Origin of the sequence: Clostridium intestinale DSM 6191 (assembly GCF_900130055.1) — a bacterium.
Classification (GTDB): Bacteria; Bacillota; Clostridia; order Clostridiales; family Clostridiaceae; genus Clostridium_T; species Clostridium_T intestinale.
In genome coordinates, this window is the sequence record NZ_FQXU01000008.1 from 1 (window position 1) to 22,170 (window position 22,170).

Annotated in this window: 19 protein-coding genes and 1 other annotated feature; of the genes, 13 read left to right on the forward strand and 6 right to left on the reverse strand. The window is 30.4% G+C overall.

Annotation, left to right across the window (positions count from 1 at the left end):
- Together BUA92_RS12790 and BUA92_RS12795 are read left to right on the forward strand one after the other, a co-directional pair.
- On the forward strand, positions 1 to 391 hold a 391-nt coding region (locus tag BUA92_RS12790), incomplete at its 5' end, for a PTS transporter subunit EIIC (RefSeq protein WP_139259342.1).
- Positions 392 to 550: 159 nt separating this feature from the next.
- Complete coding sequence (locus BUA92_RS12795) at positions 551 to 1,447, forward strand: ROK family protein (protein ID WP_073020071.1); 897 nt, start codon at positions 551 to 553, stop codon at positions 1,445 to 1,447.
- Positions 1,448 to 1,535: 88 nt separating this feature from the next.
- Here the strand turns inward: BUA92_RS12795 and BUA92_RS12800 are convergent, their stop codons facing one another.
- Positions 1,536 to 2,978 (reverse strand): glycoside hydrolase family 1 protein, encoded by a 1,443-nt coding sequence (locus BUA92_RS12800; RefSeq protein WP_073020072.1) that lies wholly within the window; start codon positions 2,976 to 2,978, stop codon positions 1,536 to 1,538.
- Between the two features lie 131 nt (positions 2,979 to 3,109).
- Here BUA92_RS12800 and BUA92_RS12805 point away from each other — a divergent pair, with 131 nt between their 5' ends.
- Both BUA92_RS12805 and BUA92_RS12810 read left to right on the forward strand, forming a co-directional pair.
- Positions 3,110 to 3,976, forward strand: a complete 867-nt coding sequence (locus BUA92_RS12805) for a GNAT family N-acetyltransferase (protein WP_073020073.1) — start codon at positions 3,110 to 3,112, stop codon at positions 3,974 to 3,976.
- 85 nt (positions 3,977 to 4,061) lie between these two features.
- Positions 4,062 to 5,297: an FprA family A-type flavoprotein gene (locus BUA92_RS12810; protein ID WP_073020074.1), complete on the forward strand. Its 1,236-nt coding sequence runs from the start codon at positions 4,062 to 4,064 to the stop codon at positions 5,295 to 5,297.
- Positions 5,298 to 5,344: 47 nt separating this feature from the next.
- Here the strand turns inward: BUA92_RS12810 and BUA92_RS12815 are convergent, their stop codons facing one another.
- A complete protein-coding gene (locus BUA92_RS12815; RefSeq protein ID WP_423236811.1) occupies positions 5,345 to 6,253 on the reverse strand; it encodes an SDR family oxidoreductase in 909 nt (302 codons plus the stop codon).
- Positions 6,254 to 6,701: 448 nt separating this feature from the next.
- Between BUA92_RS12815 and BUA92_RS12820 the strand changes: the two genes are divergently transcribed.
- The 6 genes from BUA92_RS12820 to BUA92_RS12850 all read left to right on the forward strand — a co-directional run bounded on the left by BUA92_RS12820 (position 6,702) and on the right by BUA92_RS12850 (position 14,098).
- Positions 6,702 to 8,876 (forward strand): methyl-accepting chemotaxis protein, encoded by a 2,175-nt coding sequence (locus BUA92_RS12820; RefSeq protein WP_073020075.1) that lies wholly within the window; start codon positions 6,702 to 6,704, stop codon positions 8,874 to 8,876.
- 36 nt (positions 8,877 to 8,912) lie between these two features.
- The gene (locus BUA92_RS12825; protein WP_073020076.1) at positions 8,913 to 9,317 is read left to right on the forward strand and encodes a hypothetical protein; all 405 of its coding nucleotides are present in this window, start codon (positions 8,913 to 8,915) and stop codon (positions 9,315 to 9,317) included.
- Positions 9,318 to 9,323: 6 nt separating this feature from the next.
- On the forward strand, positions 9,324 to 10,538 hold the full coding sequence (locus BUA92_RS12830; RefSeq protein ID WP_073020077.1) for a methyltransferase domain-containing protein: 1,215 nt from the start codon (positions 9,324 to 9,326) through the stop codon (positions 10,536 to 10,538).
- 117 nt (positions 10,539 to 10,655) lie between these two features.
- The gene (locus tag BUA92_RS12835) at positions 10,656 to 11,924 is read left to right on the forward strand and encodes an MFS transporter (protein WP_073020078.1); all 1,269 of its coding nucleotides are present in this window, start codon (positions 10,656 to 10,658) and stop codon (positions 11,922 to 11,924) included.
- Positions 11,925 to 11,979: 55 nt separating this feature from the next.
- Positions 11,980 to 12,186, forward strand: a complete 207-nt coding sequence (locus tag BUA92_RS12840) for a heavy-metal-associated domain-containing protein (RefSeq protein ID WP_021804160.1) — start codon at positions 11,980 to 11,982, stop codon at positions 12,184 to 12,186.
- A 274-nt stretch (positions 12,187 to 12,460) separates the two neighbouring features.
- Positions 12,461 to 14,098, forward strand: coding sequence for an ATP-binding protein (locus tag BUA92_RS12850; RefSeq protein ID WP_175550906.1), 1,638 nt, complete (start codon positions 12,461 to 12,463; stop codon positions 14,096 to 14,098).
- A 93-nt stretch (positions 14,099 to 14,191) separates the two neighbouring features.
- Here BUA92_RS12850 and BUA92_RS12855 read toward each other — a convergent pair whose 3' ends face one another.
- The 3 genes from BUA92_RS12855 to gloA2 all read right to left on the reverse strand — a co-directional run bounded on the left by BUA92_RS12855 (position 14,192) and on the right by gloA2 (position 16,934).
- Positions 14,192 to 14,512 carry an ACT domain-containing protein gene (locus tag BUA92_RS12855; RefSeq protein WP_073020079.1) on the reverse strand — a complete coding sequence of 107 codons (321 nt, stop codon included), beginning with the start codon at positions 14,510 to 14,512 and terminating at the stop codon, positions 14,192 to 14,194.
- Entirely contained in the window at positions 14,502 to 16,178 is a 1,677-nt protein-coding gene (gene ilvB, locus BUA92_RS12860; RefSeq protein WP_073020080.1) for a biosynthetic-type acetolactate synthase large subunit, read from the reverse strand. Before ilvB ends, BUA92_RS12855 begins: the two co-directional genes overlap by 11 nt.
- A 53-nt stretch (positions 16,179 to 16,231) precedes the next feature.
- Positions 16,232 to 16,488: a binding site (T-box leader), on the reverse strand.
- A gap of 62 nt (positions 16,489 to 16,550) precedes the next feature.
- Entirely contained in the window at positions 16,551 to 16,934 is a 384-nt protein-coding gene (gloA2, locus tag BUA92_RS12870) for an SMU1112c/YaeR family gloxylase I-like metalloprotein (RefSeq protein WP_073020082.1), read from the reverse strand.
- A 133-nt stretch (positions 16,935 to 17,067) separates the two neighbouring features.
- Here gloA2 and BUA92_RS12875 point away from each other — a divergent pair, with 133 nt between their 5' ends.
- Positions 17,068 to 18,114 carry an FAD:protein FMN transferase gene (locus tag BUA92_RS12875; RefSeq protein WP_083553516.1) on the forward strand — a complete coding sequence of 349 codons (1,047 nt, stop codon included), beginning with the start codon at positions 17,068 to 17,070 and terminating at the stop codon, positions 18,112 to 18,114.
- A 254-nt stretch (positions 18,115 to 18,368) separates the two neighbouring features.
- Here the strand turns inward: BUA92_RS12875 and ltrA are convergent, their stop codons facing one another.
- Positions 18,369 to 19,637: a group II intron reverse transcriptase/maturase gene (gene ltrA, locus BUA92_RS12880; protein ID WP_073020083.1), complete on the reverse strand. Its 1,269-nt coding sequence runs from the start codon at positions 19,635 to 19,637 to the stop codon at positions 18,369 to 18,371.
- A 983-nt stretch (positions 19,638 to 20,620) separates the two neighbouring features.
- On the opposite strand from ltrA, the gene rpsD reads away from it, so the two are divergent.
- Together rpsD and BUA92_RS12890 are read left to right on the forward strand one after the other, a co-directional pair.
- Complete coding sequence (gene rpsD / locus BUA92_RS12885) at positions 20,621 to 21,214, forward strand: 30S ribosomal protein S4 (protein ID WP_073020084.1); 594 nt, start codon at positions 20,621 to 20,623, stop codon at positions 21,212 to 21,214.
- Positions 21,215 to 21,407: 193 nt separating this feature from the next.
- Entirely contained in the window at positions 21,408 to 22,118 is a 711-nt protein-coding gene (locus BUA92_RS12890; protein WP_073020085.1) for a tetratricopeptide repeat protein, read from the forward strand.
- The last annotated feature ends 52 nt before the right edge of the window (positions 22,119 to 22,170 follow it).

Sequence of the window (22,170 nt, forward strand, 5' to 3'; positions counted from 1 at the left end):
TGCAATACTAATGATTTGGTTCTCTAAATCTGACCAAAACAAAGCATTAGGTGGATTATCTATAGGGCCTGGAATATTCAACATAAATGAACCGATAATATTTGGTTTCCCAATGGTTATGAACCCATTAATGTTCTTACCATTCGTATTAGCACCAACAATTTCAGCAGTAGTAGCATATTTTGCTATGAGAATAGGATTAGTTCCACTATTTACAGGTGTAACTGTTCCTTGGACTACACCACCAGTAATCGGAGGATTAATAATGGGTGGATGGAGAATGGCTTTACTTCAAGTAGTATGTATAACTATATCTGTATTAGTATACTTCCCATTCTTCAAGAAAGTAGATGCTATGAACCTTAAGAGTGAACAAGAAGCTCAAGCTTAATATAGAATTTAATAAAAATAACAATAAAGACTCAACGGCTGTTGAGTCTTTATTAATTTGCATATAAATGAAGCTGAGTATTTCTAGAATTAATAGAAGTAAGGATAAGGAAATGATATAATAAATAAGAAAATATTAATGTTGAAGGGATGGGTAAAAATGAGCAAATATCAACTAGGAATAGACATAGGAGGAACTTTTATAAAGTATGCTTTAGTAGACGAAGACTATCATATAGTTGAAAAATGGAAAGTGCCAGCCATTAAATTTGATACTAAAGATGAATTTTATGATTACCTATGTTCTAATTGCAAAGAATTACAAAACATTGACTTTATAGGAATAAGTGCACCAGGTCTAATTGATGCTTACTCCAATGTAAAATCCTATGCTGCTCCTAATGTAAGAATTATGTACGGAACAAATGTTAATAATGAAGTTGCTACAAGAACTAATAAAAGAGTTGCGACAATTAATGATGCCAAATCAGCAGGGCTTTGTGAACTTAAAATAGGTAATGCTAAAGGAAGTAAAAGTTCGGCATTTCTTATAATAGGAACAGGTACTGGCGGATGTATATGTAACTCAGAGGATGTTATTTATGGAAAAGATGGATTTGCAGCAGAGTTTCATCATATGCCATTTATAAATTTTAAAACAAATAAAATAGATAGGCAGGGAGATTATTGTTCTATGACTGCTTTAATTAAAATTTATAACGATAAGGTAGAAGAAATAGAAAGCCTGAAGTATGGACATGAAGTTACTGAAAGATACTTAAAGGGAGATAGTATTGCAAAAGAGTCAGTAGATGAATGGATTAATAATATGAGTACTCAACTTGTGACTATAACAACCTTTTATAACCCAGAGGTAATTTGTGTTGGTGGGGGAATATCAGAAGAGGAATGGTTCCTTGAATTGATACAAAAAAACTTTAGAAGAGTACTAGAAGAATTCGGAACTCCATTTTTAACAACAGAAATAAAGAGATGTAAATATAATAATGACGCAAACATATTGGGAGCTATTATTAATGCAAAAATGCATAGCTAATATTTTATAAGAATAATGAGTTTTATAAAGAGTATTAGATGGAAAATAAAGAGAGAGCATTTAGTAGAAATGCTCTCTTAATTTAGAATTACTTTAATTCGTCTTCAAAGGATTTGTATTCAAAGCCGCCTCTATCAATAACTTTTTTAATCCATTCACCTGATTTTTTTACTCTTCTACTTCTATTATTACTTAAATCTATCTCAACAAAACCATATCTATTTCTAAAAGCATTCATAGGAGATACATTATCCGTAAAGTTCCACATATGATAGGCGGTGCAATTAGCATTTTCATCTTTTATAGCTTTAAATAGCCATCTAAGATGGTCAGAAATGTAGTCTATTCTGTAATCATCTTGTATCTGTCCTTTTAAATCTTTATGTTTATATTCATCGTGGACTCCCATTCCGTTCTCCATTATCATCCACTCAATATTTCTATAGTTATTTTTTATATTTATAGCTATATCATAGAAAGCTTTAGCATATATTTCCCATCCTCTAGATTGATTCATAGTAGCTCCAGGCATAGACCAGCTATCAAAATAATATGAAGGATTAAATGGATTTTCATCATTCCATTTTGTAGCTTTTGCTTTAGCTCTATTTGGTCCATAAAAATTTACTCCAAGTATATCCACAGTGTTGTTTTTTATTATTTCTAAGTCTTCATCTGTATAACTAGGTAAACAATTATGTTTTTCTAAAGTTTCAAATAAAAGGGATGGAAACTCCCCCTTTATACAAGGATCTAAGTATGTTTTATCTGCAAACAACTCAGCCATATGTGCAGCTTTAATATCTTCTTCGCTATTACTTCTAGGATAAACTTGAGCAACATTTTGTATTATACCAATTTTACCCCCATCTTTGTTATATCCCTTTTCTTTAAAGAGTTTAACAGTTAGTGCTGTAGCTAATACTTTGTGATAATTCCACTGAACAGATTCTTTAAAGTTAACTTTATAAGGATACCATATGGCTTCAGCTACACCTAGGTTAGGCACTACACCAGGTTCATTGAAAGTAAACCATATCTTTACTCTATCAGAAAAGGCTTCAAAGGCTTTTTCAGCATATCTTAAATAGAGATCAACTACCTTTCTACTTCCCCAACCACCATATTTTTGTATTAAGTAATCAGGAAGTTCCCAATGTTCTAAACAAATAATAGGCTGAACATTGTTTGCGATAAGTTCATTAATCATATCATTATAATAGTTTAAGGCATCTTCACTTACTATTACATTATCATAATCTTCAATAAATCTGGACCAATCTATAGAAGTACGATAACTTTGGAGATTTAAACTATTCATTAATTTAATGTCCTCTTTATACCTGCTATAGAAATCTGTAGCAATGGTTGGTCCATAACTTTCGTACCATTTGCTAGGAGCACTTTTATAAAAAGCATCTGCCCAACTAACTTGATTTTCTTTTTTTCCTTTCCATCCTTCCGATTGCCAAGCAGAAGAGGAGGCTCCTATTTTGAAACCTTCAGGAATTTCATAAAAAATTTTCTTCATAGCTTACCCTCTTTTCATCAATAATTTTTATTTTACCCAACTTTATTATATACTAATAATAAAGTTTAAATAAGTATAATTCGGATAATGGATTAAAAGAATTGTATTGGGGTATTAGGAGCATAAGCGTTATGATAGAAAGAAAATCAGGAATATTAGAAAAAAAACTGATCAAAGAGATAAGAAAAATAGAGAAAGTATGTAAGAAAAATGACAATATAATAAGAGATATAAATCTAGATAGTTCATTGAACTTTAATCAGGAAATGAACCATACTTTTTTATATTACAGTGATGATAAAACACTCATTGGTTTCTTATATATGTTTGTACCAACTTCAGAGGAAGCAGAAATTCAAGGATTTATACTACCTAAATATAGGGGAAAAGGTTACTTTAAGGAACTGCTTAGAGAGGCTGAAAATGAACTTAGACAATATGATGTAGACGAAATATTATTTGTATTAGAGTTTAATCCAGAATCCGCTAAGGATAGTTTGGCTGGAATAGATGCTGAATATGAATTCACAGAGTACAGTATGGAGTATGTAGGAAATTTAAATGAGCTAGAGTCTACAGAACATAGCGATATAAAAATTTTAGAGGCAATAGATGAAGATTTAGAAGAATTAGTTGAAATCAGCAAAAGGTCCTTTGGGGAAAGTGAAGAGGAAGCCAAGGGGTATATAATGAAGTCTTTAAAAGCTGATAATAGAATCCAATACAAGGTTACATATAAAAAAGAATGTATAGGACTAGCTGGAGTATATATTGAAGAAACAGAAGCCACTATATTTGGATTTGGAATATTACCTGAATATAGGGGAAGTGGACTTGGGAAACAAGTTTTAAAACTAATATTAATAGAATTAAGACATAAGAATGTAGATGAAATACTAATAGATGTTGATAGTAATAATGAGGTGGCATTTGAACTTTATAAGAAAATGGGTTTTAATATTGAAGTAGCTTTTGATTATTATAGAAGAAAAATTTAAAATTTGATTTGAATCATATTTTTAAAACCTCCAAGGCTATAAGATTAGTTCATAAGATAAGTAAATGAATATGGAGGAATTAAATATGAATAATAATATTAAACTTAATGAAAATACTTACTGGATAGGAAAAGTAGATGATAGAGATGTTCCATTTCATAGATTAGTATTAACAAAAGGAACAACTTATAATAGTTACTTACTTAAGACTAAAAAACCTACAGTAATAGATACAGTAGATATAAGTTTTGGAAGAGAGTATGTGGAAAACTTAAAGACTTTGATTGATCCTATGGAAATAGAATATATAGTAATAAATCATTCAGAGCCAGATCATTCAGGGGGATTAGGTAGCCTTGCGGCTCAAGCTAAAAATGCAACTATAGTTTGTACAGAGCCAGCAGAATATGAGTTAAAAGAGATGTATAAGCTTCATAAAAGAAATTTCTTGATAGTTAAAGATGGAGATAAACTTGATATAGGTGGAAAAACTCTAAGATTTTTTGAAACACCATATCTTCATACTGAAGAGACTATGATAACTTACTGTGAAGAGGATAAGATATTATATCCATGTGATATATTTAGTACTCACATAGCTAATTATGAGTATTTTAATGATCTAGCAAAAGAAGATATAGATGAAGATTTTTCAGTATATTATTCATTAATAATGCATCCACATAGAACCTATGTACAAAAAATGATAAATAAGATAAAAGATATTGATATAGATATTATAGCTCCTTCACATGGTTATATATTAAGAAAAGATGCTAAAAAGTATATACAAATGTACGATGTTTTAAGTAGAAACACAGACCTAGGCAAAAAAGCCTTAGTGTTATATTCAACAATGACTTCAAATACCAAAAAATTTGCTGGTAAGATTAAAGAATATCTTGAAAATTTAGATATAGCTACTGATATTATGGATACAAGTAAAGTTTCTAAAGAAGAGGCTATAGAAGCTATTAAAGATGCAGATGCAATCTTTCTTGGGTCATCTACAAGATATGGAGATATGATAGGAAATATAGAAGAGGTTCTTAAAGAGCTAAAGAATATAGATTTAGATGGTAAAGTAGGAGTTGCATTTGGCTCTTATGGATGGAGCGGTGAATCTATAGAAATAATTCAAGATTACTTAAAAGCCACTAATATGAAGGTATTAAGTACATCAGATTTAATAAAATCAACAGGAAGAATAGATATTGAGTTTCCTATAAGAGTAAGATTTTCACTAAACAATGAACAAGAAGAAAAAAGAGTAGAAAGATCTATAGAGTATGTAAGTAGTATACTTTTAAAAAATAAATAAATATAAAAAATAAATGCTGAATTAATTTTCAGCATTTATTTTTTTACTTATGTTGCAACAAAACCGCCACCATTTACATGAATTATTTCTCCAGTAACGTAAGTAGAATCTTCAGAAGCAAGATAAACATAGGCAGGTGCTAATTCTACCGGTTGAGCAGCTCTATGCATAGGACTATCCTTACCGAATTTTTCAACTTCCTCAGCTGGATAACTTGAAGGAATAAGTGGAGTCCAAACAGGACCTGGAGCAACCCCGTTTACTCTTATACCTTGGGAAACTAAGTTTATAGCTAAGGCTCTAGTAAAAGATACAATGGCTCCTTTTGTAGAAGAGTAATCTATTAAGTCCTTATTACCTCTATAAGCAGTTACTGAGGCTGTGTTTATTATGGAACTTCCTGGTTTTAAATAAGGTAATGCAGCTTGAGTTACGAAGAAGAGAGGGAAGACATTTGTTCTAAATGTATCTTCAAGCTGTTTTGCTGTAATATCTAATAAATTTGGCTTATAGAATTGAATTGCAGCATTATTTACTAGAATGTCTAGTTTACCAAAGGTTTTAATGGTATCATCAACTATTTTTTTACAGAAGTCTTCCTTTTTTAAATCCCCAGCAATTAAAAGGCAACGCCTTCCCAGAGCTTCTACTAAATTTTTTGTCTCTTCAGCATCTTCATGCTCATAGAGGTAGACTATAACTATATCAGATCCTTCCTTTGCAAATGCTAAAGAAACGGCTCTACCTATACCACTATCTCCTCCAGTTATAATAGCTATCTTATCCTTTAACTTACCACTTCCTTTATAGTTAGGATTATCAAATATAGGTCTTGGGGTCATTAAAGCCTCTATGCCAGGTTGAATGGGTTGATGTTGGGGTGGAAAAGAACTTGGAAAAGAAGTTCCATAAGCACTAGTATCTTGACGCACTTGATATGGATTAGAAAAATTCAAAGCAAATCCTCCCGAAATAAATATAACTATATAAAATTATATGCACATTGAAATAAAGTGTTAAATCATTACACATTGAAATAAAGTGTTAAATCATTACACCTTATTATAAAGTGTTTCAACGGGCTAAAAGTTATAAGGAATTGATGAGACTTGGGAAGAAGTCTCTACAGGGCAGAAGTTAAAAGGAATTGATGGAGCTGAGAAGCGCTCCTACAGTATAAAAGTGCATACTTAATTATCTAATTAGGTAAGGAGGTAATTAGGTAAGTAAGTAATTAGATAATTAGATAAACAAATAATTATCTATGTATTTATGTTTATTTGACGTAAGAAAATAGAGGATTTATAATTAGGTATAAAGTCGAACGGTAAAAAATATTGGGGAGAAAATGTACATATAATAACGAAATTTAATTCGACTTACTTGGGGAATGGGGGCAAAAATATGAAGTTACAATTAGCTTATTTACTAAACAGAAGACTTAAAAATCATTCGGAAAATGTATTTGAGGGAATTTCAAAGGGGAGAAAAAAGGCTTTAGAAAATTGGTTTAAGGACAAATGGGTTCAGCTAGAAATGACAAAAGATCTTGTAAGCACATTTAGAGAAGATGATGGAGCAATATTAGCTACACTTATGGATAAACTATCTCAGGTACAGGATTTTTGTGAAATATTTATTCTAGACGAATATGGAAAGGTAAATATTTCGACCTTTACTAATCATAAGGGAGTGGATATGGGGTACTTACCTAATTATGAATTAGGGCTAGAGGGAAAACCTCTCATGTATGGACCATATATAGATGCTAAAACATTGGAGTTAGATTTATCTAAAAAGAAGTTTGCGGATGAAGTTACCTTGATGTTTTCAGTTCCATATAAAAATTTTATGGGAAACAAGAGAGTGCTTTGTGCAAGAGTACTTAATGATGATATGAGTACAGTTATTCAAGATGAGGATACTCATATTTATAAAGATTCAGGAGATAATTATTTATTTATGATTGAATCAAATAGAGGAATTAAGGCAGGAACTGCTATTTCTAGAAGCAGATTTGAAGATAATACATTTACTTTAGGCGAGAATTTAAAAGATGGTGTTAAAACGGCTAAATGGGGAGCCGTTAAGATAAAAAGTCATACAGAATTTGAGATAATATTTAATGATCCAGCTACAGGAAGGTTACATGATGGTGTTAGAAAAACCATTGAGAATAAAGAAAACTTAGATTGTTGGCCAGGATATCCAGACTATAGACATATAATGGTTGGAGGTAAAGGAACAATAATAAAGCCTCCAAATTGTGAAGAGGTTTGGGGAATGATGTGTGAAGGAGATATAGCTGAGATATATAATTTTAAAAGTATAGGGCTTAAACTTCCACTAATAGTGGCTTTTTCATCAGGGGTACTAATAATATTAGGACATGTAATTTCATTAATGGGGAGTAAACTTGGAATTATAGGTGACTTATTAACATGGATATTTATAACTCTAGTTTCATTAATATTAGTAAGAAAGTTAGTAGTTAGACCATTAGATAATACTATAAAACTTCTTCAAGATATAGCAGAAGGTGAAGGGGATCTTACTAAGAGAGTAAAGAAATTGTCTTCTGATGAAGTAGGAGAATTATCAAGATGGTTCAATAAATTTATAAATAATCAGATGGTAATGGTTAAAAGGATGGGTATGGCATCAGAAGATGCTAAAGAGTCAACAGGAGTAGTATCATCATTAACAAAAAAACTTAAAAAAAGCATGAATGTAATTGAAAATACAGTAGGAACTTTATTGAATAATTCACAACGTCAAAATGAAGTTTTTCAAATGTCAAAAGATCGTTTTACGGTTATATCATCATCAATTCAAGAGATGGATAGCCTGTTAAGTGAAGTAGCAGAAAAGACGGCTAACACAAACAACCACTCATTAGAGGCAAATAAAAATTCACAAGAAGTATTAAAATCTATGAATGAGTTAGAAGAAACTATGAAAAAAACAGTTGATAGTATCAATTTGCTTCAGAATAGTTCTGTGGAAATAAATGAAGTTATAAATGTTATAAGCTCAATAAGCAAACAAACTAGACTTCTTGCTTTAAATGCTACAATAGAGGCAGCAAGAGCAGGAGAAGTAGGCAAAGGGTTTGCAGTAGTAGCAGATGAGATATCAAAGTTAGCGGCAGAAACAGGTGAAGCTACAAGCTCAATTGCTAATTTAATAACTTCTGTTCAAACTGAGACAAAGACTGCCTTCGACAATGTTAATATAATAAACGATAAAGTAAGTAGTTCTACAGAAGGGGTAAGGGAATCTATAGCCACTTTTGATAAAATTCAAAAAGATATAACTTACGTAAATGGAAAAATGAAATCAATAGCAGAAATAACTAACAATCAAAGTATTAGCATAAATGAAGTATTAATAAGTACTAGTGAAATTGCTGACAAGCTAGAGATGGATACTAAAAATAGTGAAAGTAGCAGTGAAAAATCTTTAGAGTTAGTTCAAGAAATACTAAAAGAAATAAAACAATTGGAACAAGCAACAGGAGTATTAGAATATTCTTCAGAAAATTTAAGTGACATGGTTAATGCATTTAAATTGGTTTAAATAATACTTAGGTAATAAATAAAGGGGTGAGAGTTAGTGACAGAAATAATTAAGATACTAATGGAAATGGTAAATAATTTACATGATTTTTTAGAAGTAATAACTGATAAACTAAAATGGGGGTTTAATGATAAACAGTTACATTTTATAATTATAGGAGTGATAGGTATAATTATATTTGCAATAACCCATTCTTTATTTAAATGGATAGCGAAATATAGTATAACAGTTATATCATTTATATATACATTTACAGTATTACTTGTTATAGTATTTGGGATTGAGATAGGACAAAAGATTACTAAAAGAGGTAATATGGAATTTGCAGATGTTGTTGCAGGTGTTTTGGGATTTATATATATTTTTATAATATATATAATAATAAGGCTTATAATATATATGGTTAAGCAAATAATAAAAAATAAAAAATTAGAGAAGTGATTTAGGATGAAAATAGGGAAATTTTCAGAGATAAATAAGTTAAGTATAGATACTATTAGACATTACATGAACTTAGACTTGATATTGCCTAGCAAAAATGGAACTCAATATGAGTTTGATGAAGCCTGTCAAAAGGATTTAGAAGATATACTTATATTTAAGTCTATGGGTTTTGAGCTAAAAGAAATTAAGTCTATATTCTACTATAAGAGGCTTGCAAGTTTAACTCAATATGAAGAAAATGAATATTATAAAGAAATATTTGAGAGTAAATATGAAGAAATTGATTCTGAAATAGAGCTACTTTTGAAAAATAAAGGTATGCTGGAAGAAAAAATATCTGAGATATCTAGCAAAAGCACTATGGCTAAAAGAAAGATAGGTATTGATATAAAAGTGCTATCTAATCTATGCTGTGCAAAGTGTAGGGGAGATCTTTCATTAGTTGATGGAAACATAGAAAATAACCAAGTCATCAATGGAAAGCTTAAATGTGATTGTGGAGAAGAATATGTAATTGACGACGGAATATTAATAGTAGATACAATTCAACAAGAATTTGAAGAGATTAAGCAAACAAGAATTATTGACTATATAAATAACACAAACTCTAATTATTTAGATAATATGTATAAAGGTCATGAAATATTATATAAAAATATAAACCTTGAGACATATGAAAATAGAACAATGTTAGAATTAGGTTCAGGTTTAGGATTTTTTTTAAGAAGAATGTATGAACATATTCCTTCTACATCTATTTATATAGCTGTAGATCATGATATAAATAGACATAGATTTTTAAAATCAGCTTTAGAAAAGGCAGATGAAAAGAAAAATATTGTTTTTATATGTTCAGATTTCTTAAATTTACCTATTAAAGAGAATCAAATAGATGTACTATTTGATATTTCTGGAAGTAGCAACTATGGTTTTGAACATGAGAATTTTTTGCTTAATTCTTTAGAGAGATATATCAAAGAGAAATCTGAACTAATAGGTTCTTATATAGTATTTAAAAATTTTAATAAAAACAGTGATGTTAAGGAGTGCTATAGAAAAAACTTTAGTAAAAGTTTCATTAAAGATAGTATTAACAGCCTTGGATATAAAAAGAGGAATGAATTTGTATCTGACTTAGTTGATGAAGGTGGAATATATGAACCTTACTTCCAAGAAGGAGAAAAAGTTTACTTCTATATATTTCATGGAAAAAGATAGTGTAGACCCAATGGTTTGCACTTTTTTTGTTTATAAACTTAAAAAATACCCTATTGATATGGTGTTAAGGCTACATTATATAATAAAAACATCAAAACAAAGGGGGAAATAATTAAGATGAAAAACAATAAACTTATTAAAATTTATATTGTTAATAGAGTTTTCCATTGGCTCATAATGGGATTAACTATACCAGTAATTACAATGATTCTTTTAGATAAAGGTCTGGATTTTTTAGAAGTAGGACTATTAATCTCTATTCAATCTGCTATGGTAATCATAATGGAACTGCCTTCGGGAGCTATGTCAGATGCCATAGGCAGGAAACGTGTGTATATGATAGCAATGACAGCTTCACTAATATGTAGTTTTCTATTTATGTTTGTAAGCGGATTTACGTTGTTAGCTTTAGTTGCCGCAATTAATGGAGTTGTTCAGGCATTGTCTTCAGGGACAATAGATGCTTGGTTTGTAGATGAATTTAAAGAAAAATATCCTGATGAAAATCTACAAAAGGCATTATCTATAGTTCAAATCTTCACCTTTATATTTTTAGCTCTAAGTTCTATCGTTGGAGGAATATTACCTATGACTTTAGGTAGTATAGTCAATACAAAATGGGGGTTAAGTATATACTCAGGGAATTTTATTGTTCAAATATTACTACTACTAATCCATATACTACTCACAATAGTATTAATAAAAGAAAATGAATATGAAAATAGAAAACAAGATATTTTAAAAAGCTTTAAAACATTTCCTATTATATTAAAAAACTCAGTAAAGGAGGGCGTGAAAAATAAATATATATTTTTACTATTACTAACCGCCATTGCCTGGGGAATAGGTTTTTCAGGACTAGAAGCTTTTTGGCAACCGAAGGTAAAAACTATTGTAGGTTTAGAGAGTGGTGACTTAATATTAGGGGTTTTAAGTAGCGGATATTTTCTAGCGGGAGCTTTAGGAAGCTATGCATCCAGTCATATATGTAAACTTGTAGATAACAATCTAGCAAAGCTTCTTATAATACTAAGAAGTATTTTAGGAATATTATTTATAATTTTGGCATTTCAAAATAATATTATAGGATTTGCCATAGGTTATTTGGTTCTTTATTCAGTGAATGGAATGTCAGAATCTCCTTATTATACGCTTTTTAATAATGAAGTTAAAAGTGATAATAGAGCAACGCTACTATCTTTAGAATCATTATTTATGAAGTTTGGAGGAATGGTAGGTTCTATAGGTATAGGATATATTTCAAGACAATATTCAATATCAATTGGATGGACATTAAGTGGAGTAGTATTATTTATATCAAGTTTAGCATTTTTAAAATTATATAAACTAGAAAAAGAAAAAGTTAACAATAATATACTAGGATAAAAGAAGTTTTTTCTATAATACTATAGATATCAGTATTATAGAAAGGAGAATAGTTATGAAAAAAGTTCACTATGATGTTTCGGGACTTGTAAACTCTGAAAGCAGAACTAAACTTCGCAATTCTTTAGATAAAATAACTGGAGTTCAAGAAGTTGAAGTAGATATTAATAGAGGTACAGTAGAAGTAGAGTTTAATGAACCTGCAACTAGACAACAAATAAAAATATGTATAGAAAATACTGGATATGACATTAAAGGTTAAAACTATTATAATAAACTGTTTTAAAATAGATATAAGAGCTATTTTAAAGCAGTTTTTATATTTCTTAAATTAATTTAAGGATGTAATTAAATTAATATGATAATTATGGTAATATTAGAATAGTTGATTTATTTAATACAATTTTTTACTAAATAGCTGTTATTGGTTTTTGATAAAATCAAATTTGTTTTAATTAAGGATAAAGCATTTTTATCTTAAGCAAGTTGAGTGAAAAACATATATAGAACAATTTATGAGATAGGAGATGTTTATTTTGAATGGTATTTTAAGGGCTAGCAATACAAATTCTCCATATTTGATTACTTACCATAATAATATAATCGGAGGTAATGGTTCTTTCGAAAAATTAACTGGCTATAATATGGATGAATTAATTGGAAACAATATAGAGAGAGTAGCTGAAGTATTAGAGATTTATGAAGAGTATGGTTGCAATGAGGTCAAATTAAAAACTAAAAATAACGAGTTAAAACAAATTGAAATTAGTAAAATTGAATTGCCTAAGGAAGAAATTATTTATTTTTTTAAGGAAATAAATAATTTTGAAGATAAGGCTGATAAAGATAAATTAAATAGATTAACAGGTATCATTAAAGATGTTTCGCAAGGGTTAGTTTTTTTAGATAGCAATAATAATATTACTTTTTTAAATAAGAAAGCAAAAGAGTTTTATAATAATTTTAAATCAATAAGCGAATCAGGAGAGTATTCAGATAGTATATATTACGAAGAGAAATTAAAACAACAAAGAGATAATTTCCTGAATTTGATTGATAATCTTCAGTTACCTATATGGAGAATATCTTATCCATACTATGAGGTAATAGGATATAATAAAACAGCATCAGAGTATTTAGTTAAGACTGGAATAACTCCAGAGGAGATACTAAAAGAACATTTGCTATTAATAGATGATATGAAAGACACAGGAAAAGCAGTGTTTATTAAAAATAGTGAAATTGTTAAGGGAAATAAAACTTACTATGAGAATATTATATATAATCCTATACTTAATGAAGAGGGTGAAATAGAAGAGATAATATTGGTATTAGTAGACGTTACTCCAGAGATAGCTAAGAAAAAGGAGTTAGAGAAGATATTAATTATGCAGAAGGATTTCTTTTCTTTTATATCCCATGAGTTTAGAACTCCACTTACGGTAATAACCTCAGCAATTCAGTTGATAAAAGCTATATGTAAAAATGAGTTAACACCCACTTCTATTAAATATATAAATAAGATAAATAAGTCAGCTTTGCAGCAACTAAGATTAGTTAATAACCTTTTAGATATAACTAAAGCTGATTCGGGCTATCTTAAACTCAATAGAACAAATCTAGATATCGTTTCAGTTACTAAAGTTATTTCTGAGTCTGTAAATTTATTTGCGGAGAAAAAGGGGATAAAACTATCCTTTTCATCAGATTTTAATGAAAAAATAATAGCTCTCGATGACGAAAAATATGAAAGAATACTTCTAAATTTATTATCGAATGCCATTAAGTTTACTGAATCTGGTAAACAAATATATATAAATATATATCAAAAAAAAGATAAGATTGTTTTAGAGGTTAGAGATGAAGGAGTAGGCATAGCGAAGGACAAACAAAAGATAATTTTTGATAGGTTTGGTCAAGCAGATAATAAGTTAACTAGAAGTTCTGAAGGGACAGGAATAGGATTGTGCCTCGTTAAGTTATTGGTTAATGCATTAGGTGGGGATATAAATGTAATAAGTAAAGAAGGTGAAGGCAGTAGATTTATTGTTTCACTTCCTGATATACAAACGGAAGAACAAAATGTAGACGTTGGAAATTTAATGGAGAATAGATTGGTAGAGACGATGAATGTTGAGTTTTCTAACATATACTTTGAGGAAAGTGCAGGTTAAAAAATGGGGAAAATTATGCTTGTATACTAAGCATAAAAAGGTGAACAATTTAGATATTTCTAAATGATTGTTCACCTTTTTATATTTTAATGGTTATTCAATATTTAAAAATCTTTCAGGATTTCTAAAAATACTCTCATCATAATCCTCGTAAACCTCAATATCCAATACATCATGAAGTTTTCTTACCTGCTTAATTATTTGTTCTAAAAATGCATCATTTTTCACTAATAGATACATTTTGCTCTTAGAACCATCGCCAATAGAACCACACAATATCCCTTCTAGGTTAAATGCCCGTCTTGAAAATAAGCCAGTTATATGAGACATCACTCCAGGATGATTATTAACTAGTAATTCTATAGCTATATGGTTATTATTGTGTAAGGATTTAATATCATTATTATTGTGCATAGCTTTCACCTCCAACCATTTTGTCAATTGATTCTCCTGGTGGAACCATAGGATATACATTTGATGTAGGGTCAATTGGGATGTTTATTAAATATGGGCCTGTTTTTAACAATACTTCTTTAAGCTTATCCATAGGATTATCTTCTTTACTTAAATCACAGGAATCTATTCCAAACCCCTTAGCTATTAAAGTAAAATCAGGATTGGATATAAATTTAGAGGCAATATAATGTTCTTTATAAAAAAGTTGTTGCTGTTGTTTTACTAAACCTAATCTTCCATTATTAAGGATTATTATTTTAATATTTAGATTTAAGTCCTTTAAAGTAGCTAACTCTTGAATATTCATAAGTATTGAGCCGTCTCCAGAGAAGCAGATAACTTCATTGTCATCATTAGCTAAAGCAGCACCTATAGCAGCTGGTAACCCAAACCCCATGGTACCTAACCCACCAGAAGTAAGTAAGGTATTTGGTTTGTTAAAAGGATAAGTTTGAGCTACCCACATCTGATGTTGACCTACATCAGTGGATATTATAGCCTCTTTAGTTACTATTGATGAAACATATTTTATTATATTCATGGGATGAAATATATCTTCTTTTTTTGGTAAGGCTAGTGGAAACTTAAGCTTAAAATCCTCAATGGTATTTAACCACTCTTCTCTTGAGTTATTAGGTATAACAGCGGTTAAAGCCCTTATGAAAGAATTTATATCTCCTACTAAAGATAAATCAGCTTGTTTCAATTTATTTATTTCTGATTCATCAATATCGATGTGAATTATTTTAGCATTAGGACAGAATTTAGTTACATTACCAACAGCTCTATCATCAAATCTTACACCTAAGGCTATTATTAAGTCGGCTTGATTTAACAACATATTAGTGTATCTAGCTCCGTGCATTCCAAGCATTCCAAGATAAAGAGGATCATCACAAGGAAAACACCCTAAGGCCATAAGCGTTGAGGTAACAGGTATTGAGTTCTTTTTTGAAAGCTCATATATTTCAGAGCAAGAATTTGAATTAACAATACCACCTCCTATATATAAAATAGGTTTTTTAGAGGCTTGAATTAAATCAACTGCTTCTGAAACACCATGGGTAGTAGCTTTGTCATCTGTTATTTCAACTTCTAAATCAGGAAAACAGTCAATTTCTATTACCTGAGTTTGAATATTTTTAGGTATATCAATAACTATAGGTCCTGGTCTTCCATCCTTAGCAAGTCTGAAGGCCTCTGGTATTATAGAAAATAGTTCATAAATAGATCTTATAAGAAAATTGTGTTTTGTTATAGGAATAGTTAAACCATAGGTATCAACCTCTTGAAATGAATCTGTTCCTATAGCAGAATAGGGAACTTGACCTGTTATTGCAATTATTGGTACAGAATCCAGTTTTGCATCTGCTATAGCAGTTAATAAATTAGTAGCCCCTGGTCCAGAAGTAGCAAAACATACAGCAACTTCTCCTGTAGATCGTGTCATACCTTGAGCTATAAATGCAGCTCCTTGCTCATGTCTTGCAAGTATATGCGTAATATTACTGTCATATAAAGCATCATATAGAGGAAGATTTGCTCCTCCAGGAATTCCTGCTATGGTTTTTATACCATGCAACTCTAAAAGTTTGATAGTTATTTGTGCCCCATTTAATTTCATATCAAAATCTCCTTTATTATAAAATAAAAAATCCCTCGTCCTAATTATTTAATAATAAGGACGAAGGATATATCTCCGCGGTACCACCTTGATTTGTATATAAAAATACACTCTTAATATAGTACAGGTTAATAAAGCTATTACCGATACTACTTCCCTTTTAACAGTGGGACTCCGTTTAATTCTACTCTTTACATTTCCATTAACAACTCCGAGGCTACCTTCTATATATCCTTCATGGGAAATTTTCATCAACATTCCCTTTCTTTGTTTCCAGAGTATATATACTCCTCCTCATCACAGTCTTTAATTATTTTTTATTTATTCTATTGTATAGTTTATAAAAGAAGAAGTCAAGAATATTCAGACAATTTATTTTTCATATAATTCAATAGGAAGTTTATCAGGATCACTAAAGAAGGTAAACCTCTTTCCTGTAAACTCATCAATACGTATAGACTCTACATCTATGTTATGGAATTTAAGTTCAGAAACAACCTCATCAATATTATCAACTTCAAATGCTAAATGTCTTAAACCCAAGGCTTCAGGATAACTTGGTCTATCAGGAGAGGTTGGAAAAGAAAATAGTTCTACTTGACTATCACCAATTGATAAATCTAGTTTATAAGAATCACGAGCCTCTCTATAAACTTCTCGAATAATTTTAAGTCCTAATATTTCAGTATAAAACTTTTTAGACACTTTATAATTTGAACATATTATAGCAATATGATGAATTTTTGTTAAATGCATAATAAATACTCCTCCTGCTAAATTTAATATATTGTAACATATTAATTATAGATAACCAATTCTAAATTTGAATTGGTTGTGTTAAAATAACAAAAGATAAGTAACTAAAGTTATTATTATACGGAGGAATAAAATGATTAAGAATAGAAAAACAAAGTCCTTTTTTATACTTGGATTAAGTTTAATTATGAGCTTGGGTTTAATATCTTGTGGTAATAAAAAAGCAGATTTTCAACCAATATCTAAAAGTGATATATTATTAGATACACCATGTAAGGTAACAATATATGATGATGTTCCAGAAACGGTACTAGATAAAGCCTTTGATGTATTAAAAGAAGTTGATAGCAGGATGAATGCTAGTAGCGAAACAAGTGAGATATCTGAGGTAAATAGAAATTCAGGAAAAGGGTATGTTAAGGTATCAGATGATACTTTTTATGTAATACAAAAAGGTAAGTCTTATGGTGAACTTACGAAAGGCGTATTTGATATAAGCATAGGACCATTAGTAAAGCTTTGGGGAATCAATACAGATCATGCAAGGGTACCTGCAAAGTTAGAGATTGATGGTAAGCGTCCGCTAGTAAATTATGAAAATGTATTATTAAAAGAAGATACAAAAGAAGTTATGCTTAAAAATCCTGGAATGGAATTAGATCTTGGAGGAATAGCTAAAGGTTATGCTGCAGATGCTGTTGCAGATGCTTTAAGAGCAAATGGAGTAGAACATGCAATAATAGATTTAGGTGGAAATATATTAACACTTGGATCAAAGGTGAATGGTGATGACTGGAAGATAGGAATACAAAATCCTAACACCGAAAGAGGCCAATACTTAGCAACCATAGAAGTTGTTAACAAAACAATAGTTACATCTGGTATTTATGAAAGATATTACACTGCACCAGATGGGAAAAGATATCATCATATTTTAGATACTTCAACAGGATATCCAGTGGATAATAATTTAGCTAGTGTTACAATAGTTACAGATAAGTCGATAGATGGAGATGCTTTGGCAAAATCCTTCTGTATGGGAATAGATAAAGGTAAGGAATTTGTTAAGTCACAAGGAGCAGAAGCTATTTTCGTAACTAAAGACTCAAAGGTATACTTAACAGATGGATTAAAAGGTAATTTTAAACTTAATGATAAGAGTTTTACATTAGAAGATTAAATATTAATTAAGTTATCGAGAAAAGATTTAAATAATCTTTTTCTCGATAACTTTTTTTCGGAGAAAAACTTCTAAATATGTTATTTCTAAGACTTTTTCTCAAGCTCATTAGAGTCATTAAAATACTATGTTTAATAAGAAGTTAAGCACTTCTAAATCGAGTAGGTGAACCTCAGGAAAAAAATCCTGAGGTCTTTCCTCTCACAGAACCGTGCATGCGGACCACGCACACGGCTCTTGGCAAATCTCCATCTTTATTCATAATAAAGATGCAAAACTTTGGTTTCTACTTTAGATATGTCAAATAGTTTGATTTCATCAAACCAAGCGTTTGGAAGTGCCTTACTAATTAGCTGACTAGCTGAATTTCTCCATCTTGTCATCCTTATCTTTTTAAGATCATTATTATACCCAGCTCTTCTAAGAATTTTATGAAGAGATTTATAGCTTTTCCACTCTTTCATTTGTTTCATTCTTAGTCTTCTTCTAATCCATCCTGCTAACGCTTTAAATATCCCTGCACAGTTAGCTATCCTGAAATGATTACACCATCCTCTAAGTACTGGATTCAATCTCTTTATGTATGTTTCAAGATTAATTCCACTATTTCTTGGAGTGAGTTCTCTAATTCTATCTTTGAATTTTTTGACTCTATCGGGATGTATACTTAGAGTATTTCTTTTAATTATGAACCCTAGATATGGCACTCCATCATCAACATTGGTTATATGTGTTTTCTTAGAATTAACAGTAAGATGTAGTTCTTCTTGCAATATTCTAGTTGCAGTTTCTCTATATCTTCCAGCTTCCCTTTTAGATTTTGCAAACACCAATATATCATCAGCATATCTTACTATTCGAATGCCTCTCTCCATCATCTTTTTATCAAATTTGTCTAAGTATATGTTCATTAGTAGCGGTGATATCACGCCCCCTTGCGGGCTTCCGATAGGAGTTTCCATAAATGCTCCATCTTCTAATATTCCAGCTTCAAGAAAACTTCTAATTATTTTTAACACTTTTCCATCACTGATTCTCTCATTTACTCCTTTGATTATAAGTTCATGATTAAGGGTATCGAAGCATTTAGACAAATCCATATCCACAACATACTTAAGACCCCATTTATTTAGAAATCTTTCTGCTTTAGCAACTGCTTTTTGGCAGGAGCGATTAGGTCTATAGCCATAACTAGATGGATGAAAGAATGGTTCAAATATAGGCTCTATAATATTTCTTATAGCTTGTTGTACAACTCTATCTTTGACTGTTGGAATTCCTAACGGCCTTTTCGTTCCATCAGCCTTGTCTATGTAAGTTCTTCTTACTGGACTTGGTTTGTAGTTACCTTCTTTGAGTTCACAATGAATTTTATCTATTTTATCCGTTAGTGTTAATTCAAAGCATTCAATAGTTTCTCCATCTATTCCTGGAGCTCCTTTATTTTTCTTTACTAACTTGAACGCCTTTAGTATGTTATTCTTGTCATATATCTTATCTATTAGACTATAATATTTCTTCATTGTGTCCTCCTTTCTTAGTTTTGCTTAGTTTCCTTAAATATAATTCGCATGTAGATAGACCTTTATTTCACTATTTGAAGCGGCTTCTCTAGCTTATAGCAATATACCTGCTTCATTATATAAAATAGTTAGTGTTCACGGCACGGACGTACTATGCAGATGATTTCTTTTACCCCGCATGAGCCGTTCCTTCCAGTATTTCAACTTTCTTTATCTTTGCCTTATCTACATTAAATTTGTATCAAGTATAACTAACTTCGATTTACCTTCATCCCTTCGCAACTAATAGTAACTTTTGATTACAATTAGCCTATTGTAACGATATGTACAATATCTTCTGAGTTTTCTCCTCCAGTATGTTACCATCTTTCATTGGCTCAGAATTAATAACTACTACGGAATCGTCTGCCACCCTACACCACATAGACTATTCTTGTCTCTCGACTTGTTTAGATTTACTCTTCAATGAGATGGTATAGGGCTTCCCCAGTTAAGTTTATCTGCCTCACATGAATCCATCCATCATAACTAATAGAGTTCAACCGAATTTAGGATTTCCCCATACAGAGCAAGGTCATCCACTCTATTAGCCAACATTGGTTTACTTTCGTTATGTTCCATGTGTCCCCTAAAGCTTCCTTCATACACTACCGTTACCCGTAGTGCACTTGCTGTTGGGTTGTCTTCCTATCGGGTCGGCGACACAGACTTCTTTCAGTCTGTCGGCTCGACAAACATGCTGGGCGAACTCTGTAGGAGCCGTTTCTCAGGCTCCATTAAATTCCTTTTGGAAATAAAACTTATCAATGGTTTTATATCAGTACTTTATTAATAAAAGTAATGTAGATAAGAAAACTAAAGGAATCTGAAGATAATGAAAGCTAATTTAACAAACAGAAGCAAAAAGATATTGATATTCATTATCAATATGTGAATTAGTGTGATAAAATAGCTACATATCAAATATATTCTTGGAGGTAACTATGGCAAAAATGATGGGACCTCGTTTTAAAACTTGTAGGAGACTAGGCTTAAACGTAATCGGTCATCCTAAAGCAATGAAGCGAGCAACAAAAGGTACAGGAAGAGCTGACAAAAAGCTCTCAGACTATGGAGTTCAATTACTTGAGAAACAAAGATTAAGAGCCTATTATGGAGTAATGGAAAAACAATTTGCTAGATATGTTGATGAAGCATTCTCTAGTAAAGGAGTTCCAGGTGAAACACTTTTATTTATTCTTGAATCAAGATTAGATAATATGGTTTATAGAATGGGATTTGCCAACTCCATAAGACAAGCAAGACAAATGGTTAATCATGGTCATTTTCTTGTGAATGGCAACAAAGTTGATATACCATCTTACAGATTAAGCCCTGGAGATGAAGTTATATTAAGAGAAAAATCTAGAAAAACAGAAATGTTCACAGATATATTTAGTAGTAATATATTAAATTCATATCCATACATTTCTAAGGAAGAAGAAAACTTCAAAGGAGTTTTTCTAAGACTTCCAAGCAGAACTGAACTTCCAATAGTTATCAACGAACAACTTATAGTTGAATTCTATTCTAAGTAATATATTTTTATTGGCAACTAAGAATATATTATTTAGATAACAGTATATCTTGCTAGTTAAAAAACCTCCAAACCTATATTTAGTATACTACACTCAAAGACTTGGTTATGCAGAAACCGAGTCTCTTCTTTTTTTATAAGGTAAATGATAAAATAATTATGTGAATAAATTATAGATAGATTTTGGAGGAAGTATGTTTAGAATAAATCTGCCGGGAAATAAAAAGGTAAAAATGGTAATATTACTTGTTTTAATACTGATAGCTGTAGGAGTATTAGTTAGTCAAAGCATTGAAAATAAAAAGTTAATAAAAGAACAACAAGAAATCAAAGAACAGGTTGAAAAAGAAGAAAAGGAAAAGCAAGAAAAAATTCAAAAAGAAGAAGAGGAAAAGCTTGCAAAAGAAAAGGAACAAGAACAGAAGTTAGAAGAAAAAGTTCAAAAAGCTAAGGATGAATTTTTTTCTAAAAATTATAAGAATGCTATAGATATAGCTACTGAAGTTATAAATGAAAATCCAAGTATGTATTCGGCCTACAATATAAGGGGAATAACAAAAGCATACAATGGAAGCTTTGATGATGGTATGAAAGATATAGATAAAGCTTTAGAGATAAAACCTGACTTTGGATATGCTAGATTTAATAAGGCTCTAAATTATGAGTTGTATGAGCGTTTTGAAGAAGCATTAGTGTGGTATGATAAAGCACTTGAAGTTGAACAAGGGGCTTGGACTTACTACGGTATAGCTAGTATTTATGGAAGAAGAGGGGATGTAGAAAATACTGTTTTATACCTAAGTAAAGCTATAGAAGTGGATAAGTCTGTTATCGAATATGCTAAGACAGAACACGATTTTAATCCAGTAAGAAATTCTGAAAAATTTAATGAAATAATAAAGTAAAATAGTTGTGAAATATTTAATAAATTTGGAATAAATAATTATTAAATTTTAG

Coding starts and splice junctions, on each gene's coding strand:
- BUA92_RS12795 (WP_073020071.1), top strand. CDS start 551: ATGAGCAAATATCAACTAGGAATAGACATAGGAGGAACTTTTATAAAG.
- BUA92_RS12800 (WP_073020072.1), bottom strand. CDS start 2,978: ATGAAGAAAATTTTTTATGAAATTCCTGAAGGTTTCAAAATAGGAGCC.
- BUA92_RS12805 (WP_073020073.1), top strand. CDS start 3,110: ATGATAGAAAGAAAATCAGGAATATTAGAAAAAAAACTGATCAAAGAG.
- BUA92_RS12810 (WP_073020074.1), top strand. CDS start 4,062: ATGAATAATAATATTAAACTTAATGAAAATACTTACTGGATAGGAAAA.
- BUA92_RS12820 (WP_073020075.1), top strand. CDS start 6,702: ATGAAGTTACAATTAGCTTATTTACTAAACAGAAGACTTAAAAATCAT.
- BUA92_RS12830 (WP_073020077.1), top strand. CDS start 9,324: ATGAAAATAGGGAAATTTTCAGAGATAAATAAGTTAAGTATAGATACT.
- BUA92_RS12835 (WP_073020078.1), top strand. CDS start 10,656: ATGAAAAACAATAAACTTATTAAAATTTATATTGTTAATAGAGTTTTC.
- BUA92_RS12840 (WP_021804160.1), top strand. CDS start 11,980: ATGAAAAAAGTTCACTATGATGTTTCGGGACTTGTAAACTCTGAAAGC.
- BUA92_RS12855 (WP_073020079.1), bottom strand. CDS start 14,512: ATGCACAATAATAATGATATTAAATCCTTACACAATAATAACCATATA.
- ilvB (WP_073020080.1), bottom strand. CDS start 16,178: ATGAAATTAAATGGGGCACAAATAACTATCAAACTTTTAGAGTTGCAT.
- gloA2 (WP_073020082.1), bottom strand. CDS start 16,934: ATGCATTTAACAAAAATTCATCATATTGCTATAATATGTTCAAATTAT.
- BUA92_RS12875 (WP_083553516.1), top strand. CDS start 17,068: ATGATTAAGAATAGAAAAACAAAGTCCTTTTTTATACTTGGATTAAGT.
- ltrA (WP_073020083.1), bottom strand. CDS start 19,637: ATGAAGAAATATTATAGTCTAATAGATAAGATATATGACAAGAATAAC.
- rpsD (WP_073020084.1), top strand. CDS start 20,621: ATGGCAAAAATGATGGGACCTCGTTTTAAAACTTGTAGGAGACTAGGC.
- BUA92_RS12890 (WP_073020085.1), top strand. CDS start 21,408: ATGTTTAGAATAAATCTGCCGGGAAATAAAAAGGTAAAAATGGTAATA.